This is a genomic window from Intestinimonas sp. MSJ-38, assembly GCF_018917925.1.
In the GTDB taxonomy this organism is placed as follows: domain Bacteria; phylum Bacillota; class Clostridia; order Oscillospirales; family Butyricicoccaceae; genus Pseudobutyricicoccus.
Map to the genome: position 1 here is coordinate 78131 of NZ_JAHLPO010000012.1, position 16594 is coordinate 94724.

At 55.6% G+C, this 16594-nt stretch carries 14 protein-coding genes, 1 pseudogene and 1 riboswitch; of the genes and pseudogenes, 7 read left to right on the forward strand and 8 right to left on the reverse strand.

Annotation, left to right across the window (positions count from 1 at the left end; translation table 11 throughout):
- Positions 1 to 35: 35 nt before the first annotated feature.
- Positions 36 to 1052, reverse strand: a complete 1017-nt coding sequence (locus KQI26_RS09055; RefSeq protein WP_216504166.1) for an alpha/beta hydrolase — start codon at positions 1050 to 1052, stop codon at positions 36 to 38.
- Position 1053: 1 nt separating this feature from the next.
- Entirely contained in the window at positions 1054 to 1887 is an 834-nt protein-coding gene (locus KQI26_RS09060; RefSeq protein WP_216504167.1) for a hypothetical protein, read from the reverse strand.
- Between the two features lie 525 nt (positions 1888 to 2412).
- On the opposite strand from KQI26_RS09060, the gene KQI26_RS09065 reads away from it, so the two are divergent.
- Positions 2413 to 3291: a cation diffusion facilitator family transporter gene (locus KQI26_RS09065; protein ID WP_216504168.1), complete on the forward strand. Its 879-nt coding sequence runs from the start codon at positions 2413 to 2415 to the stop codon at positions 3289 to 3291.
- Positions 3292 to 3353: 62 nt separating this feature from the next.
- On the opposite strand, the gene KQI26_RS09070 is transcribed toward KQI26_RS09065, so the two are convergent.
- The 4 genes from KQI26_RS09070 to KQI26_RS09080 form a co-directional block, all read right to left on the reverse strand.
- Positions 3354 to 4562 carry an MFS transporter gene (locus KQI26_RS09070; RefSeq protein ID WP_216504169.1) on the reverse strand — a complete coding sequence of 403 codons (1209 nt, stop codon included), beginning with the start codon at positions 4560 to 4562 and terminating at the stop codon, positions 3354 to 3356.
- Between the two features lie 183 nt (positions 4563 to 4745).
- On the reverse strand, positions 4746 to 4880 hold the full coding sequence (locus KQI26_RS15530; RefSeq protein ID WP_256447870.1) for a hypothetical protein: 135 nt from the start codon (positions 4878 to 4880) through the stop codon (positions 4746 to 4748).
- 16 nt (positions 4881 to 4896) lie between these two features.
- A complete protein-coding gene (locus KQI26_RS09075) occupies positions 4897 to 6036 on the reverse strand; it encodes a sodium ion-translocating decarboxylase subunit beta (RefSeq protein WP_118428749.1) in 1140 nt (379 codons plus the stop codon).
- A gap of 125 nt (positions 6037 to 6161) precedes the next feature.
- Positions 6162 to 7178, reverse strand: a complete 1017-nt coding sequence (locus KQI26_RS09080; protein ID WP_216504170.1) for an FAD:protein FMN transferase — start codon at positions 7176 to 7178, stop codon at positions 6162 to 6164.
- A 136-nt stretch (positions 7179 to 7314) separates the two neighbouring features.
- Here KQI26_RS09080 and KQI26_RS09085 point away from each other — a divergent pair, with 136 nt between their 5' ends.
- The 4 genes and pseudogenes from KQI26_RS09085 to KQI26_RS09100 form a co-directional block, all read left to right on the forward strand.
- Positions 7315 to 9015 carry a glycosyl hydrolase family 18 protein gene (locus tag KQI26_RS09085; protein ID WP_216504171.1) on the forward strand — a complete coding sequence of 567 codons (1701 nt, stop codon included), beginning with the start codon at positions 7315 to 7317 and terminating at the stop codon, positions 9013 to 9015.
- 50 nt (positions 9016 to 9065) lie between these two features.
- Positions 9066 to 10100, forward strand: coding sequence for a M42 family metallopeptidase (locus KQI26_RS09090; protein WP_216504172.1), 1035 nt, complete (start codon positions 9066 to 9068; stop codon positions 10098 to 10100).
- A gap of 196 nt (positions 10101 to 10296) precedes the next feature.
- Complete coding sequence (locus tag KQI26_RS15335) at positions 10297 to 10701, forward strand: helix-turn-helix domain-containing protein (RefSeq protein WP_253292775.1); 405 nt, start codon at positions 10297 to 10299, stop codon at positions 10699 to 10701.
- A pseudogene (locus KQI26_RS09100) lies at positions 10661 to 10852 on the forward strand (IS3 family transposase); the annotation flags it as partial. The gene KQI26_RS15335 and the pseudogene KQI26_RS09100, both read left to right, overlap by 41 nt.
- A gap of 88 nt (positions 10853 to 10940) precedes the next feature.
- On the opposite strand, the gene metK reads toward KQI26_RS09100, so the two are convergent.
- A complete protein-coding gene (gene metK / locus KQI26_RS09105; protein ID WP_216504174.1) occupies positions 10941 to 12122 on the reverse strand; it encodes a methionine adenosyltransferase in 1182 nt (393 codons plus the stop codon).
- A gap of 99 nt (positions 12123 to 12221) precedes the next feature.
- Positions 12222 to 12320, reverse strand: a riboswitch (SAM riboswitch).
- Positions 12321 to 12516: 196 nt separating this feature from the next.
- Here metK and ftsH point away from each other — a divergent pair.
- Positions 12517 to 14343, forward strand: a complete 1827-nt coding sequence (gene ftsH, locus KQI26_RS09110) for an ATP-dependent zinc metalloprotease FtsH (RefSeq protein WP_118746970.1) — start codon at positions 12517 to 12519, stop codon at positions 14341 to 14343.
- Between the two features lie 38 nt (positions 14344 to 14381).
- Here the strand turns inward: ftsH and KQI26_RS09115 are convergent, their stop codons facing one another.
- Positions 14382 to 15266: a hypothetical protein gene (locus tag KQI26_RS09115; protein ID WP_216504175.1), complete on the reverse strand. Its 885-nt coding sequence runs from the start codon at positions 15264 to 15266 to the stop codon at positions 14382 to 14384.
- A gap of 150 nt (positions 15267 to 15416) precedes the next feature.
- On the opposite strand from KQI26_RS09115, the gene KQI26_RS09120 reads away from it, so the two are divergent.
- Positions 15417 to 16433, forward strand: coding sequence for a hypothetical protein (locus KQI26_RS09120; protein WP_216504176.1), 1017 nt, complete (start codon positions 15417 to 15419; stop codon positions 16431 to 16433).
- Positions 16434 to 16594: the final 161 nt, after the last annotated feature.

Below are 16594 nucleotides of genomic sequence, written 5' to 3' on the forward strand. Positions count from 1 at the left end.
TATATCATATTATCCCCTGTTATGGGAGAGTTTTCTCATTCTTTTTTCCCATTTTCGGAAAAAACCACCTGGCGCAGCTCTTTGTCCAGCGCATCCAGCCGGTCTTCCGGCAATGCAATGGCCGAAGGGAGCATACTGTTCAGGGCCCGGATGGTAAGAGGCCGGGCTCCCCAGGCATATTCCGGCTTTTGCAGCAGGGGATAATACCGCTGCAAAATGGCCATACACCGGGGATCTTCCATCAAACTGCGCCCCAGCACATCCACGCTGTAGCCGCCCATGCTCTGGGCCGTGGGACAGGGGTCCAGTGCATCGGCCGGATAATCTCCCCACAGCCGCCGCAGCCAGCGAACGCTCATTGGATGCCACAGCCGCACATCTTCATCCACTTTGGCCGACCGCCCGGAAGAGGTGAAGGGCTTCGACAGAGACAGGCCATGGATGCCATGCTGGAACACATGGCACTCCACCGGCACTTCCAGCCGGGCCAGTTCTCCGGCAAAATCCAGCGTCTGCTGCACCGGCACAATCTCATCCTCCCAAGTGGAGAACAAGAAGGCCGGCGGGGTGTTTTTATCCTCTTTGCCCAAAAGGGCGGGAGGATTCATGGGCTGCATCAGGCCGCACTGGGGCTGGCCCAGGCAGGGATACCCCAACACCATGGCCTGGGGCCGCTCTTCTCCCTCCAGGCAAAGGGCTGCGGCCAGATGGCCGCCGGCGGAAAAGCCCACCGCGGCGATGCGTTGGGGATCGATATCCCACTCCCGGGCATTTTGCCGGATGAGGCAAAGAGCCTCGCGGGCCTGCTCCAAAGGCAGCGGCCACTGTACGCCCTTTCCCACGCTGTACTGAAGCACAAAGGCACTGAATCCCTCGGCCAGATAGGCCAGGGCCACCGGCTCCCCTTCCCGTTTGGACAGCCGCTGATAGGCCCCGCCGGGGCAAATGAGCACCGCCTGCCGGGGCGATGCGTTGGCAAATTGTTTTTCTGGTTCATGGAGATAGGCGGTCAGGCAGCCGCCCTTTTCCAAAGGGATTTGCTGGATGCGCATGCTAGTTTTCCTTTCTTCCGCTGAGTGGTTCCTGATGTTTTTTCATAGTGGGGATAAATCGCCTGGCAAAGCTGCCTTTTCCCCTCCCTTTGATGTAAAACACGCCGATGATGGAAAAGACCACGGCGCCGATAAAGTTGACGAACAGATCCTTCATGGTGTCGATAATGCCGATATCCAGGTATCCTCCCAGATCCCAATCTTCACCGTTGACCACAAGACTTTCCACCGGCACGGTCACCGGTACATTTTTCCCTTCCGGGTTGAGCTCCACCGAGGTTACATGGGAGACCACGGTGTCCTTCTGCATGTCCATGCCGAAATACCGGTCCATGCCAAATTCAAAAAACTCCCACATAACGCCCACTGTCATGGAAAAGCAGAAGGCGAAAAGGCCCACAAAGACAGGGGCCAGTTTCAAAGCCACCCGTTCACTGCGGTTGAGAATATCGATGAGGGAAAAGCCGATGGCCGCCATCAGAAAGCCGCTGATGGTGTGAAGCATGGTATCCCAGTAGGGGAACTGGAGATAATAGGCCCGGATCTCTCCCAGGATCTCCGCCGAAAAAATAAACAGCAGAATGATGACTTCCAGGGTGTCGGGCACCTCAATGTGCAGCCGATGCTCCACAATAGAAGGTATGGTAAACAAAACCAATGTGAGCAGGCACAAAAACACATTGAAATAGTCCCTGTTAAAGATCTGAGCCACCATCACCAGCAGCACCAAAAGCCGCAGCACCACATAGACGGCCACCAAGCCTTTGTTCTGCCGGGCAAACTCCCGGATAGACTCCCTTTTTTCCTGCCGTTTTTCCTGTCTTTTTTTAGACATTCCATTCTCCTTTTCCATAAAACCCACAACAACCATTGCCGGCCACCCGGCAACGCTACCGGCTTTGCAGCTCATACACCATAAAGTAATAGCGAAAAGGCATCTGTGCTGCATTTTGCGGTTATTATACCATAGCGGCAAGTCCATGCAGATTTGCACGCCGCCAATGCGGCGTAAAATCGGCTTTGCCGATTTTGGCTATGGTGTAACATCAACAGCAGTCGTTTTGTGAGCAAAACGACTGAATACACAGTATCCTGCCGCACATGTGCGGCAACTGTTGATATCATACCATAAAATATTCCCTTTGTCCTTGTTCTTTCTCAAAAAAATTGACACCGGCCCGCCATTTATGTTATATTGTATGATACATCAAAAAAGCAGGGCCTTTTCCAAAGGTCCGGGTTCTCCGGAACAGCGGCGCAGAATGCAATGCAGGCAATGACCCATGAGGCCATTGCTTTTTTTCTGTCTGCGCCGTGGGCTCACACTTCTTTATTTCTTTCTAAGGAGGCGCGCAGCCATATGTCCGAACACTATCAAAAACAAGCTTATCGGGTGTCTTTGTGCACCAGCGCTGTCAACGCCCTCTTGGCCGTCTTCAAGCTGGCCGTGGGTTTTGTCAGCTCCTCTTCTGCCCTTCTGTCCGACGGCGTGGATTCCGCCTGCGATGTGTTCAGCTCGTTCATCGTGATGATCGGGGTGAAAGTCGCCAGCAAATCCCCGGACGAAGACCATCCCTATGGCCACGAACGCTTTGAATGCATCAGCTCCATCGTGTTGGCCCTGATCATCGCCGCTTCCGGTATCGGCGTAGGCTATGCCGCTTTGGTGAATATCTTCTCCGGCGCCATGGAAGCTCCCGGCCTGCTGGCTTTGGCCGTGGCTGCTGTCTCTATCGTCGCCAAAGAATGGATGTTCCGCTTCACCCGCCGGGCCGCCCGGCGCATCCGCTCCGATTCCCTCATGGCCAACGCCCTCAACTACCGCTCCGATGTCTTTTCCTCCTGCGGTGTTTTCATCGGCGTGGCCGGTGCCCGGCTGGGCTTCCCCGCCCTGGATGCCATCGCCTCTTTGGTCATCTGCGCACTCATTCTCCGCTCGGCCATTGAGATTCTGCTGGATGCTCTGAGCAAGATGCTGGACAGCTCCATTGACAAAGAGACCCTCACCCAGCTGCAGGAGCTGGTGCTGAAGCAAGAAGGAGTCCTGGCCCTGGACGATATCAAAACCCGTCAGTTCGGCTCCCGGTATTTTGTGGATGTGGAGATCGCCTGCGACGGAGACCTGTCTCTTCGTGAGGCCCATGCCATCGCCTCCCGGGTCCACGACGAAATCGAGCACCATTTTCCCGAAACCAAGCACTGCTTGGTCCATGTGAATCCCTACGGGGAGGAACACTGATTTTCCACAATGAAAAGGCCTGTCTCTCCAGTGAGAGACAGGCCTTTTTGATTGCTTATGATTTAGTTTGTCTTTTGAGAAGCTGCCTGGGAAGAAGCCGGAACTTTGACAGCCTCGGGTGCGTCGGGCACGAAGAAGGAGCCCACGCAGGCCACCACGGCCACGCCCACCAGGATCCACAGCACAGTGGGCAGTCCCTGGGCGTCGCCCACCTTACCCAGGATAGGAGAAATCACGCCGCCAAAGCTGGAGGCCAGACCCATGGTGATACCGGAAGCCAGACCCACATGGTTGGGCAGCAGCTTCTGTCCCAGAGCCACGGAGGGGCTGAAGGCCAGGTTCAAGCTCATGGCCAAGGGAATGAGCATGATAGTGGACAGGCCCATCCACCGGGAGAAGATAATCACCAGCAGGCAGGGGATGTACATCACCAAGCCGGAGCGGATGACCCGGTTGAAGCCCATCCGGTCGGCCAGACGGCCACCGATGAGAGTGGACAGAGCACCGGCGAAAGCGATGATCGTAGTAGTGGTACCAGAGCGGGCATCGGACTGGAGAAGCACGCTCATCCAGAACAGGGGGATGAAGGTGGTCATGCCGATGGACAAAGTGGAACGAAGGAAGGTGACGGCGGTGAGCTTTCCAAAGCCTTTCCAGTCGTCCTTCTGCCCGGCCGCCATAGCCGCTTTGGTGGCCTGGGCCCCCTCATTGGCAAAACCGGCCAGCGTCTTGGTCTGGCTCAGCAGGAAAGCAGCCATAAGAAAAGCGGGAACGGCCAGAATCGCCGTGCCCTTCAGGCCAAAGCGGGAGATGCCGAACACCGCCAGCATGGGACCCACGGCGCCGCCCAGGTTGCCGCCCACGGAAAAGTTGCTGATGCCCCGGCCTTTGCGCTCGCCAGCCACATAATTGGCCATGCGTCCGCCGTCGGGATGGAACAGGGCCGAGCCGATACCGGTGAAGGCCACCGCTGCAAACATGGCCCAATAGCTGTCCAGAAATCCCAGCATGGAAATGCCGCAGCCCGACATAAAGATGCCCAGGCACATCATCCAGGGCCGGGAATGTTTGTCGGCCATGGAGCCGAACACCGGCTGGATCACCGAACCGATGCTGCTGAGGGCAAAGGTCAATCCGGCTGCCGAAGCCAGGCTGATCCCTTTTTGAGTCACCAAAAAGGGTAGGATGGCCGGCAGGGCGCCGCCGCTGATGTCGGCGCACAAATGGCCCAGCATCATAACGATGCCGTAGGACTCGCGTTTGAGTTTCATTGCTTGTTCCTCTCCTCTTTTCTGTTGCGCTGCCGCCGCAAACCCCCGCGGCGGTTTATCTGCTGAACTCTATTGTATCAGAATACACACCCCAGCACAAGAGCCGGGCCATCTTTTCCATTTTTGTACAGTATATGGACAAATCCCCGAAGCACAGCGTGCTTCGGGGATTTGAAAACAATTTTAACCTTTTTTATGGGTGCCGATGTAAAGGGCCAGGACCATGATATAAATGATCATCATCACAACGAACACCGCGGCCATGCCCTGCCACATCAGCTGGAGGGTCTGGCTCACAACATGAAAATCCACATTCATCCTAAGCGCCCCTTTCTTACAGCAGCATGCCAGGCACCAGGCCCAGAATCACACCGCCCACGATAACCGAACCGATCTGACCGGCCACATTGGCCCCTACCGCGTGCATCAGCAGGTGGTTGGTGGGGTCTTCTTTCAGGCCCATCTTCTGGATTACGCGAGAGGACATGGGGAAGGCCGAGATACCGGCAGCGCCCACCATGGGATTGATCTTGTTCTTGGAAAACAGATTGATGATCTTGGCAAACATACAGCCGGCCACGGTGTCAAACACAAAGGCCACAACACCCAGGGCCATGATCATTACCGTCTGCACATTGATGAAGCTTTCGGCCTTCATGCTGGCGGAAATGGTGATGCCCAGCAGCAGAGTGATCAGGTTGGCCAGCTCCTTCTGCGCGGTCTGGGACAGGTTCTCCAGTACGCCGCACTCGCGGATCAGATTGCCGAACATGAGGAAGCCCACCAGGCTCACTGAGGCGGGAGCCACCAGACCGGCCACCAATGTGACGCCGATGGGGAAGAGCAGCCGGGTCATACGGCTGACACTCTTGGGCTCATAGGGCATGCGGATGAGCCGTTCCTTCCGGGTGGTGCACAGCTTGATGGCAAAGGGCTGGATAATGGGCACCAAAGCCATATAGGAATAGGCCGCCACAGCGATAGCGCCGATGTACTTACTGCCCAGCACCAGGCTGACCAGAATGGCGGTGGGGCCATCGGCCGCACCGATGATACCGGTAGCCGCAGCATCCACCAGGTCAAAGCCCAGCAGAGAGGCCACGGTGATGGTGAGGAACACGCCGAACTGAGCCGCCGCGCCAAAGAGCAGCAGCTTGGGGTTGGAAAGCACCGGTCCGAAGTCGATCATAGCGCCGATGCCGATAAAAAGCAGCAGAGGCATGGCTTCCGAGGCGTGAATGCCCACTTCAAAGAGCCAATCGATGATTCCTTCTACCTGACCGGCCCCTTCCATGGTCTGGGTGAGCACCCCGGACATGGGGATATTGACCAAGATGGCGCCAAAGCCCATGGGCAAAAGCAGCGCCGGCTCCATTTCCTTCTTCACCGCCAGCCAGATGAGCAGGCCGCCGATGACATACATCACCACTTGCTGCCAAGTGATGGAGAGGATCCCTTCTGTTAAAAAATCCATACCTCTTCTCCATTCCTTTGTGTTCTTTCCGCCCTGTCTATAAATAGGAGCGGCGCTCTTGAAATTTTACCATAATTATGCCCCTATGTCAAAATTTATACGGTAAAGTCTGTGTAAAATCCCTTTCATTTTTCCTGGGTGTCCAGCACCTGGCCATCCAGCGTCACCAGGATGGCCAGGGCCCCTTGGGACCGGGCAAATTCCAGCGCCTCCTCCGGTTCCATCAGGAACAATGCGGTGGAAAGACAGTCGGCCAGTGCTCCATCGTCGCAGATCACCGTGGCCGACAGCATCCGCTGGGCGGGATAGAGGGTTTCCGGGTCGATGATATGGTGATACCGCTCCCCATCCACGGTGTAAAACCGCTCGTAACCGCCGGAAGTGACCACGGCCTGGGATGTGATCGTCACCGTATCAATGAGCTCTCCGGCCTGCTGAGGATCTTCAATGCCAACGCTCCAGCCCTCTTTCTCCGGCGGCGCTCCCTGGGCCTGTACATTTCCTCCGGCGGAAATGACGAAATTTTCATACCCGCTTTCCATCAAACTCTCTGTGACCCGCTGGACCGCAAAGCCCTTGGCCACCGCCCCCACATCCAGGGACATCTGGCTGTCCCGCAGCTCTGCGGTGCCCGCTTCCTCATCCAGCACCAGATCTTCGATACGGCAGTGTTCCGCTGCCTGGGACAGCGCCTCCTGGGAAGGCAGCTGGGCCTTTTCCGGCTCCTCCGCCGCCTGCTCCCGCGCCTCATGCCAGATAGACAGCACACTGCCCATGGCCACATTCACCACGCCTCCGGTCCTGTCATAGCACTCCCGGGCAAACAGCAGCAGCTCCATCACTTCCGGCTCCACCTCCACCGGCCCCTGACCAGCCTTTTGGTTCAGCTGATACAAACCGGTGACTCCCTCGTAGGGCACATAGATGTCATAGAGCCGGGACAGTCGCAGAAGCTCTTCTTCCGTCTGGGAAAAAAGCCCGTCAAATTCCTCTTGGGAGGCACAGTAGGCCGTCACAATTACCACCGTGTCAAAGGCTCCATAAAATTCTCCGCTGTATCGCTTCTCCCCGCCGCAGCCGGACAGCATCCCCAGGCAAAGGGCCAGGCACAACAATACACCAATGATTCTTCGCAGTTTCAATTTGATATCCTCCATGGATCCAGGGCCGGTTTTTCCGGGAAAAAGGAAAAATTTTCGCCGGATGATTGCGTCCGCCCCCGTTTTGTGGCATGATTGTATTGTACAGTTCCAACCCCACGGACGCAAGGAGGTGCCCATGAAATTTTCACTTACATCTTTGCCAGGCCGTCTGCTGGCTCTGGCTCTTTGTTTTTGCCTTGTCCTTTCCCTTGCTCCCGCCCTTCAGGCCGCGGCTCAGCCCTTTTCCGATGTGCCGGCGGACAGCTTTGCCTATGAGGACATCCTCTTCCTCCGGGAGCAAGGGATCACTCAGGGCATCGGGAACAATGAATACGGAACCTATCTCACCTTCAAACGCTGCGACTTTGTGCTCATGCTGGGGCGGCTGATGGGCTGGGATCTGTCCCAGACTCCCAAGGCCTCCGATGTGCCCCAGGATCACTATGCCGCCGGAGCGGTGGCCGCGGCCGAAGCCCACGGACTGACGGAAAGCACCGACTCCTATTCTTTCCGCCCCGATGATGCCATCACCCGGGAAGAAATGGCCGTGATGCTGGTGCGTGCCTTGGGCATTTCTTCCCAGGCCGAAAGCAGCCTTGCCGCCCTCTCCCTGGACAATCCCTTCCGGGATCTGTCCCCCACCCAAAACCCGGATACTTTCTACGGGGTGCGCATCGCCTATGACCTGGGCATCATCCAGGGACAGACAACAGAAACTCCCACCACCTTTGATCCCAAAGGCACAGCCACCCGAGAACAGACTGCCGCCATGATGATGCGGTTTTACCGCGTGTCCCAAACCGATCTTTCGGAACTCCACGGCTTTTATGCCATCTCTTCCTATTCCCAAAAGGACAAAATCTCTTCCCTCACTTCCATGACCACCGGCTGGAGCCGGATGGAATATGGAGAAACCGGCCCTTGGCTCAATACCACTTCTGCTGGCAACAATGACTGGGCCGTGCCCGCCGGCAGCCAGGAGATCGTCGATCTGGCCAAAGAGTCCCAGGTGTCCCTGCTGCTGGGAGTCTATCTGGATCTGAGCCAAACTTATGAAGGGAACACCCAGGCTTCCCTGATCCTCTCAGAGGAAAACCGGGAAGCTGCCGTGCAGGCCATCGTGGATTTTCTCCGGGAAAATCCCTCCTATCAAGGAGTGACCATCGACTTTGAAGGCTTTATCTCGGAAAGCTATAAAGCCCCCTTCACTGCTTTTCTCACCCTTTTGCGCCAGGAATTGAATGAAAACGGCTCATACCTGTTGTATTGTGCCCTGCCTCCCATGGAAAACTACCAGGGCTATGACTGGCGGGCCATTGGCGACATTGTGGACAAAGTGATCCTCATGGCCCACGATTACGACCCCAATACACTGCCGGACTATCTTCAGACCGACATCCCCCAAACGCCCCTGGCCCCCTTCAACAAGGTCTACCAGGCCCTGCTTCAGATCACTGACGAGCAGACCGGCGTGCGGGACAAAAGCAAGGTGCTGCTGGCCATCTCCTTCGGTACCACCCGGTGGGAATATACCAACACCACCTTCTCCTCTACGGCCAAGACCTCCAGCTATGAGGCCATCCGCAACCGGCTCCAGTCCGGTTCCTCGGAATATTACTTTGATGAAAGCTCTCAAAGCCCCTACCTCTATTATTACGATGACAGCGACGGCACCTACAATGTGGTCTGGTATGAAAATGCCGACAGTGTGCAGATGAAATGCACTCTGGCCCGGGCCTTCGGCATTGGCGGCGTCTCCCTGTGGCGGCTGGGCCTGGTGCCCGATGAAGATGGGCTCCATTTGAATGTGTGGGAGTCCATCGAGAACGAATTTTGATACAATTTGTTGTTTTCTCAAATTTATATACAAAAAGGAGCGATTTTAGTATGGACAAGAAGTATGTAGACTACATGGTGGAGCAGGCCCAGAAGCTGCTGGCCATCCACAGTCCCACTGGCTACAATCAGGAAGTACAGCAGTATCTGCGGGAAGAGCTGGGACGCATCGGCTATCCGGAGACCACCGGTCCCCGCCGCGGCGGCGTGGCCTGCTGCCTGGGCGGTGAAGGCGACCCCATCACCCTGACCGCTCATGCCGACACCCTGGGCGCCATGGTCCGGGCCATCAAGGACAACGGCACTCTGATGATCACCCCCATCGGCGGTCTGAACCCCAACAATGCGGAAACCAGCAATGTGGAGATCATCACCAAGTTCAACGGCTCCTATTCCGGCACCATCCAGGTGGAAAACGCCTCCACCCATGTGAATCCTCATGTGAACGATCCCCGCAGCTTTGACGAGAACATCGAAGTGGTCATCGACGAAGATGTACACTCGGTAGAAGATGTGCTGGCTCTGGGCATCGAAACCGGCGACTTTGTCTGCCTGGATCCTCGCACCGTTGTCACCAAATCGGGCTACATCAAAAGCCGCTTCCTGGACGACAAGGCCTGCTGCGCCATTCTGCTGGCCTATGCCAAGTATGTAAAAGACGAAAAGGTGCAGCTGCCCCGTCAGGTGTGGGTGCAGTTCAGCGTCTATGAAGAAATCGGCACCGGCGGCGCCACCCTCATCCCCCGGGATGCCCACGACATCATCGCCGTGGACATGGGCTGCGTAGGCGAGCTACAGGCGGGCACCGAGCGGAAAGTCTCCCTGTGTGCCAAGGACTCCAAAGGCCCCTACAGCTATGAGCTGCTGAAAGAGCTGGCCCTGGCCTGCAAGGAAAACGGCGTGGACTATGCAGTGGACACCTATTACCGCTATGGCTCCGATGTAGAAGGCAGCCTGGTGGCCGGCTATGACGCCCGGCATATGACCATGGGCCCTGGCGTCTATGCTTCCCACGGCTACGAGCGCACTCACATCTCCGCTCTGGAGCAGACCTTCCAGTGCATCCGCTTCTACCTGGAAAAGTAATCCTTCCATACAGCATAAAAAAATCCCTATACGCAAAAATGAACAGCACCCCATTTGTTAGACAGTATGATATACTATCTAACAAGTGGGGTGTTTTGCTATGCCAAAAGGAGTACCAAACAAACGATATACGCCGGAGTTCAAGAGAATGGTTGTAGAAACCATGAAAAAAGGACATCTGAGTATCTATGCAGCGATGCAGGAATTTGGAATTAACGACCATAAAATTATAGAGCGCTGGGAACGCATTTATTTGGAAGAAGGGCCGGAAGGGTTAGCCATCGAACGGCGTGGCCGCAGCAGTAAGGGTCGTCCGCCAAAGCAGTTGCCGAAGCAGGTAGAAGAAGATCTGCTGGCAGAAGTCCAGCGATTGCGTGCGGAGAATGACTACCTAAAAAATTTGTGGTTTTGGAAGACGAGCGACGCCAGCACAAAAAACGCTGGTAGTTCAGAAGCTAAGGCAAAAACACGCACTCAGTATTCTGCTCTCAATCGCTCAACTGCCCCGTGCAACTTTCTACTATCATTTGAAGCAGATGCAGAAAGAAGACAAATATGCATCTGTTGTGATAGAAAATTTCTTCGGGCTGCTCAAAAGTGAGCTGCTGTATTTGCAGGAGTTCCGCTCCATGGAACACTTCAAACTGGAACTGATCGAATATCTAGATTACTACAACAACCGCCGCATCAAGGCAAAGCGAAAGGGCTTGCCGCCTGCAATTCACAGACAGCAAGTCCTTTCGGCTGCTTGAACAATTTTTACTTCAGAATATTGTCTAACTTTTTGGGGTCACTTCATTGAAAAGGCGCGGGATTTTTATTTTTGTACTTTTAAAAAGCTTAGACGCCACAGGCTTTTTTCAGCTCATCCACCTTGTCGCACTTCTCCCAGGTGAACTCCGGCTCGTTGCGGCCGAAGTGACCGTAAGCGGCGGTCTTCTGGAAGATGGGACGGCGCAGGTTCAGATGGCGGATGATGGCGGTGGGGCGCAGATCAAAGCACTGACACACGGCCTGCTCGATCTTTTCCACCGGCACAGTCTCGGTGCCGAAGGTCTCCACGGCCACCGACACCGGATGGGCCACGCCAATGGCATAGCTCAGCTGCAGCTCGCACTTTTTGGCGAGACCTGCAGCCACGATGTTCTTTGCCACATACCGGGCCATATAAGCGCCGGAGCGGTCCACCTTGGTGGGGTCTTTGCCGGAGAATGCGCCGCCGCCGTGACGGGCATAGCCGCCGTAGGTATCCACAATGATCTTCCGGCCGGTGAGTCCGCTGTCACCAGCCGGGCCGCCAGTGACAAAACGGCCGGTGGGGTTGATATAGTACTTGGTGTTCTCATCCAGCAGATTCTGGGGAATGGCTTCTTTGATGACATGCTCCATGATGTCCTGGCGCAGCTTTTCCATCTCCACTTCCGGGCCATGCTGGGAGGAAACCACCACAGCGTCCACCCGGGCCGGAACACCGTCCTGGTATTCCACTGTCACCTGGGCCTTTCCATCGGGGCGGAGATAGGGCAGAACCTTCTCTTTGCGCACCTTGGTCAGCTGGCGGCACAACTTATGGGCCAGCATAATGGGCATGGGCATCAGCTCGGGGGTCTCATCGCAGGCAAAGCCGAACATCATGCCCTGATCCCCGGCGCCGTTGTCCTCGTCCTGCTCCGCCTGGCTTTTGGCTTCCAGCGAACGGTCCACGCCCATGGCGATATCGCTGGACTGTTCGTCAATGGAGGTGATGACGGCACAGGTGTCGCAGTCAAAACCGTACTTGGCCCGGTCATAACCGATCTGGCGCACCACTTCCCGAGCGATGTGGGGAATGTCCGCATAGCAGCTGGTGGTGATCTCGCCCATCACATTGACCATGCCGGTGGTGCAGGTGGTCTCACAGGCCACCCGGGCCTGGGGATCTTTTTCCAGAATGGCGTCCAGCACCGCATCGGAAATCTGGTCGCAGATTTTGTCGGGATGTCCCTCGGTCACCGATTCCGAGGTAAAGAATCTTTTTTCCATGGATATGCTTCCTTTCTTTGTTTTCATAGCGTCCAGGTAGAGCCGATGCCTGACAGGCAAAAAAGCGCCCCGCCAGGCGGAGCGCAATCAGTCGAAGGTCCCTCATCTCTCGATACACTACCGCCGGATTTGGCACCTTGCAAAAATGCAGGTTGCCGGGCTTCATCGGGCCGTTCCCTCCGCCACTCTTGATAAGGCTATGAAGTTTTTTCTTTCTGCATTATATCAGTTTTTTCCCCATTGTCAATCCCCCCGTTGCTTTTTCCCAAAATGTGTATCTTTTCCGTAAACATTTCTTTTTTCCTCTCGACATCGGCTTTCTCCTTGATTATAATCAAAGAAAACATTGAACTTCAAACTTTCAGGCCCGAACCTGACCAAGGAGAGTGAAACGATGAATCCCACTTCCCAGAACGGAAAAAAGCCGGAAGGCCCTAAGCGCCTGCGGCGTTCCCTGATTTTTTACTATGTGGGGCTTTTGCTGGTTGTGATCGTGATGAACCTTTTGTTCAGCCGCGATCCCATTCAGATCGACTACAGCGATTTTGTGAAAATGCTGGACGAAGGCAAAGTGGCCGTGGTACAGCTGACCCAGGATGAAATCGCCATCAAGCCCAGCGACAAAAATGACCCCAACATTTATGTCACCGCCGATGTGGGCGATCCCCAGCTGACAGACCGGCTGCTCAGCAGCGGCGTCCAGTTTGGCGGCGTCATTCAAAAAGAGCTGCCCGCTGCGGTATCCATGATGCTCAGCTTTGTGGTGCCTTTTGCCCTGATGGCGCTGCTGGGCACATTCATGTTCCGCATGATCGCAAAAAAAATGGGTCCGGGCAACGCCATGTCCTTTGGCAAGAGCAACGCCAAGGTCTATGTGGAAGCCCAGACCGGCAAGACTTTTGCCGATGTGGCCGGGCAGGATGAAGCCAAAGAAGCCCTTCAGGAGCTGGTGGACTTCCTCCACGCCCCGGAAAAATACAGCAAAATCGGCGCTCAGCTGCCCAAAGGTGCCCTTCTGGTCGGCCCTCCGGGCACCGGTAAAACCCTGCTGGCCAAAGCAGTGGCCGGCGAAGCAGGCGTTCCCTTCTTCTCCATTTCCGGATCGGAATTTGTGGAGATGTTCGTGGGCATGGGCGCCGCCCGGGTGCGGGATCTGTTCAAGCAGGCCCAGGAAAAAGCCCCCTGTATTGTCTTTATCGACGAGATCGACACCATCGGCAAACGCCGGGACTCCACCATGGGCGGCAACGATGAACGGGAGCAAACCCTCAACCAGCTGCTCAGTGAGATGGACGGCTTTGACGGCAGCCGGGGCGTGATCATCCTGGCGGCCACCAACCGGCCGGAGTCTCTGGACCCGGCTCTGCTGCGTCCCGGCCGCTTCGACCGGCGCATCCCGGTGGAGCTGCCCGATCTGGAAGGACGCATTGCCATTCTGAAGGTCCATGCCAAAGATGTGCATGTGGCCCCTGGCGTGGATTTCGGTGTGATCGCCCGGGCCACCGCCGGCGCTTCCGGCGCAGAGCTGGCCAACATCATCAATGAAGGTGCCTTGCGGGCTGTGCGCTGCGGCCGGGAGCAAGTGGAACAGCAGGACTTTGAAGAGGCTGTGGAAACGGTCATCGCCGGTTACCAGCGGAAAAACTCCGCCATCAACGAAAAAGAAAAACAGATCGTGGCCTACCACGAAATCGGTCATGCTTTGGTGGCCGCCAAGCAAAAGGACAGTGCCCCGGTGCACAAGATCACCATTGTTCCCCGGACTTCCGGCGCTCTGGGCTACACCATGCAGGTGGATGAACAGGAGCGGAAGCTGCTCAGCCGGGAAGAGGCCCTGGCCAAGATCGCAACCCTCACCGGCGGCCGGGCCGCCGAGGAGCTGATCTTCGGCACCGGTTCCTCCGGCGCTTCCAACGACATCGAGCAGGCCACCAAGCTGGCCCGCACCATGATCACCCGCTATGGTATGAGCCCCCACTTTGACATGATGGCTCTGGAAACGGTGACCAACCAGTACCTGGGCGGGGACACTTCTCTCACCTGCTCTCCCTCCACCGCCGCCAAGGTGGACGAAGAGGTGCTTCAGGTGATCAAAAGCTGCCATGCCAAGGCCTCGGAGATCCTGGCACAGAATGTGGAAAAACTCCATGCTCTGGCGGCCTATCTTCTGGAAAAGGAGACCATCACCGGAGAAGAGTTCATGGCCATTCTCAATCAATAAAAAAGATGCCCTCAAGGAAAATCCCTTGAGGGCATTTCTTATTTTTCCTCTTTCCTATTTTTCAGGCTGTTTTGCCCATCGATCTCCTGCTGGAATTCTTCTTTTGTTTCCTGCTGCACGGTTTGCCGCAGACCGGAAACCCGGGAACGGAACTCCACTGGGGTGAGGTCCGTGGTAGGCATGGCGGTGGCCACCCATTTCATCCGGCCCAGGCTGCTGTCCAGCAGCATAAATGGCTGAAACAGGGTGAACAGGAAGGCGTGCAACACTCCCAGCTTGGAAATGCGGAAACAGAACAGCAATAGAAGCATGGCCCCCAGCAAACCATAAAGCATGGGGCGCGCCAGGCCCAAAAGGATCAAAAGCAGCTCTGCCGCACCGGCTGCCATATTCCATACACTGCTCATGTCATAGCCTTTTTCCTGGGCCAGCCGCAGCCGGACAGGGAGATAGAGCATATTGCACACCAATGAAACAAGGAGAACCCCTCCAACCAGAAGCAGCGGTCCCCAGTTCCAGGCTTCGGCCTCTTCCGCCCTTTGTTCAAAACCAAAATAGCAATGGGGAATCACGCTCCAGCTTTCATCCCATCGAGCTTCCCGCAGCCCTACCCAAATCACCAGCAACGATACGGCCAGATAGGCCAGGATCACCAGACAGAGCAACGCGAAGACGATCCACCGTCCGGGCACCTCCATTACTTCCCTATCCTGGAAATAGAATCCCAGGCTCAGGAGGAAGTATACGGCAGAGACCACCGACAAAAACAGCAGCAAAGCGACGAAGGGACCGTGAACCGGCTGAATCATACTGAAAGAACGGGTCACTTCCCACAAAAACAAGGAACCTGCTCCCCACAAAAGCACAAAAACCAAACTGCCGGGAAAAAACCGTCGGGAGCGCATCATTCTGCTGGATAACATTCAAGTCCATCCTTCCAATATTATAAGTGACTGAATGTTATTTTACATTGGTTACTTTTCTTGACCCCTCCTTTTTGTTGTGATATTATGATAATACAAAGCTCTATTCTCTGTCAATTTGCAGCAATGTGAACAAAGGAGGGTTTGATGATGAAAAAACGCACAGGGCTTCTTTGCCTTCTTTGCCTTCTGCTCCTTTTGACCCCAGGCTGCCGCCAGGAGAAAGAAGAAAAGACTCCCAATAAACAAAAAGAAGAAGTGCAGCAAGAACAGACAGACGGAAAAAACAACCAGGAAAATGAAGTCCCCACCCTCACCGCTCTTCCTACTGCAACGGAGCGGATGAAAGCGCTGCAAAGCCTTTCGGAAGAAGGGCGTAAGGCCTATAACGATCAGGTCTGCACTTTGCTCAATGAATGTTCCTCCCAGGACATTCAGGACGGTCTGAAAAAAGAGCTGGAAACCTGGAGCGCCCAGGTGGAAGGCGTCACCTTTACCAATGTGTCCATCGAAGTCTATCAGGACCCGCTCTTGATGTGGAGCAATGGAAACAAGCGGCAATATCGGAACATCACAGCGAATATCCAGCTTTTCTATGACCCCACCTCAGTAGATGGGGAAGAAAAGCAAGTAATGGAGCCGCTTTTGGAAGAGGCCCAGCAGATCATCCGTCAAAGCCCCTATTCCCTCAAGCTGAATTCCGCTTGGTTGGCCTTTACCGACCAAGACACCGATTATCCCAACTACACCGTGGACAATGTGAGCGTGGGGCTGACCGGTGAGGATGATCCCGCATCTCCCATCTCTCCGGAAGAGCAGACCCTGCAAACCCTGGCCTATGAAAAGATCGTCGCCTTCAATGACCAGGAATTTTCCGGGGAACAATTTCAGGGCTTACCATATGCCAACATGACCCTCAGCCGCTTCGGCGTGACCCAGGAATCCCCGGTGCTGGAATGTGAAGTCCGCATCCAGGAATCCAATGGAGAAGACGCCCAGGCCTTCGCCCAAAAGCTGGAGGCCCTGGCTCAGGAACTGGCCGATGAGTGGATGGGCGAAAGTGCCGCTCTGGACACACTGGGACTCACCACCGCCAGAATTACCTTTGACCTGCGCTATGCCTCCGGCGATCCTCTGATCTATGAGTTCCCTCTGGGCGGAGCATAAAAAAATCCCTATATGCAAAAAAGGAGCCATTTGGCTCCTTTTTTGAGCGTGTCGAAAAAGTGGCTTAGGCCACTTTTTCGAGTTTTTGCAAGGGGCTGGCGGAGTGCCTCCGCTCCCATACTGCGCTCCCGCGCTGGCGGCGAGCCGCCGCTCCCATACTG

What these genes read in the sequence shown, in the direction of transcription:
- KQI26_RS09055 (WP_216504166.1), bottom strand. Translation starts at nt 1,052, where the DNA reads ATGCGCATCCAGCAAATCCCTTTGGAAAAGGGCGGCTGCCTGACCGCC.
- KQI26_RS09060 (WP_216504167.1), bottom strand. Translation starts at nt 1,887, where the DNA reads ATGTCTAAAAAAAGACAGGAAAAACGGCAGGAAAAAAGGGAGTCTATC.
- KQI26_RS09065 (WP_216504168.1), top strand. Translation starts at nt 2,413, where the DNA reads ATGTCCGAACACTATCAAAAACAAGCTTATCGGGTGTCTTTGTGCACC.
- KQI26_RS09070 (WP_216504169.1), bottom strand. Translation starts at nt 4,562, where the DNA reads ATGAAACTCAAACGCGAGTCCTACGGCATCGTTATGATGCTGGGCCAT.
- KQI26_RS15530 (WP_256447870.1), bottom strand. Translation starts at nt 4,880, where the DNA reads ATGAATGTGGATTTTCATGTTGTGAGCCAGACCCTCCAGCTGATGTGG.
- KQI26_RS09075 (WP_118428749.1), bottom strand. Translation starts at nt 6,036, where the DNA reads ATGGATTTTTTAACAGAAGGGATCCTCTCCATCACTTGGCAGCAAGTG.
- KQI26_RS09085 (WP_216504171.1), top strand. Translation starts at nt 7,315, where the DNA reads ATGAAATTTTCACTTACATCTTTGCCAGGCCGTCTGCTGGCTCTGGCT.
- KQI26_RS09090 (WP_216504172.1), top strand. Translation starts at nt 9,066, where the DNA reads ATGGACAAGAAGTATGTAGACTACATGGTGGAGCAGGCCCAGAAGCTG.
- KQI26_RS15335 (WP_253292775.1), top strand. Translation starts at nt 10,297, where the DNA reads ATGCAGGAATTTGGAATTAACGACCATAAAATTATAGAGCGCTGGGAA.
- metK (WP_216504174.1), bottom strand. Translation starts at nt 12,122, where the DNA reads ATGGAAAAAAGATTCTTTACCTCGGAATCGGTGACCGAGGGACATCCC.
- ftsH (WP_118746970.1), top strand. Translation starts at nt 12,517, where the DNA reads ATGAATCCCACTTCCCAGAACGGAAAAAAGCCGGAAGGCCCTAAGCGC.
- KQI26_RS09115 (WP_216504175.1), bottom strand. Translation starts at nt 15,266, where the DNA reads ATGTTATCCAGCAGAATGATGCGCTCCCGACGGTTTTTTCCCGGCAGT.
- KQI26_RS09120 (WP_216504176.1), top strand. Translation starts at nt 15,417, where the DNA reads ATGAAAAAACGCACAGGGCTTCTTTGCCTTCTTTGCCTTCTGCTCCTT.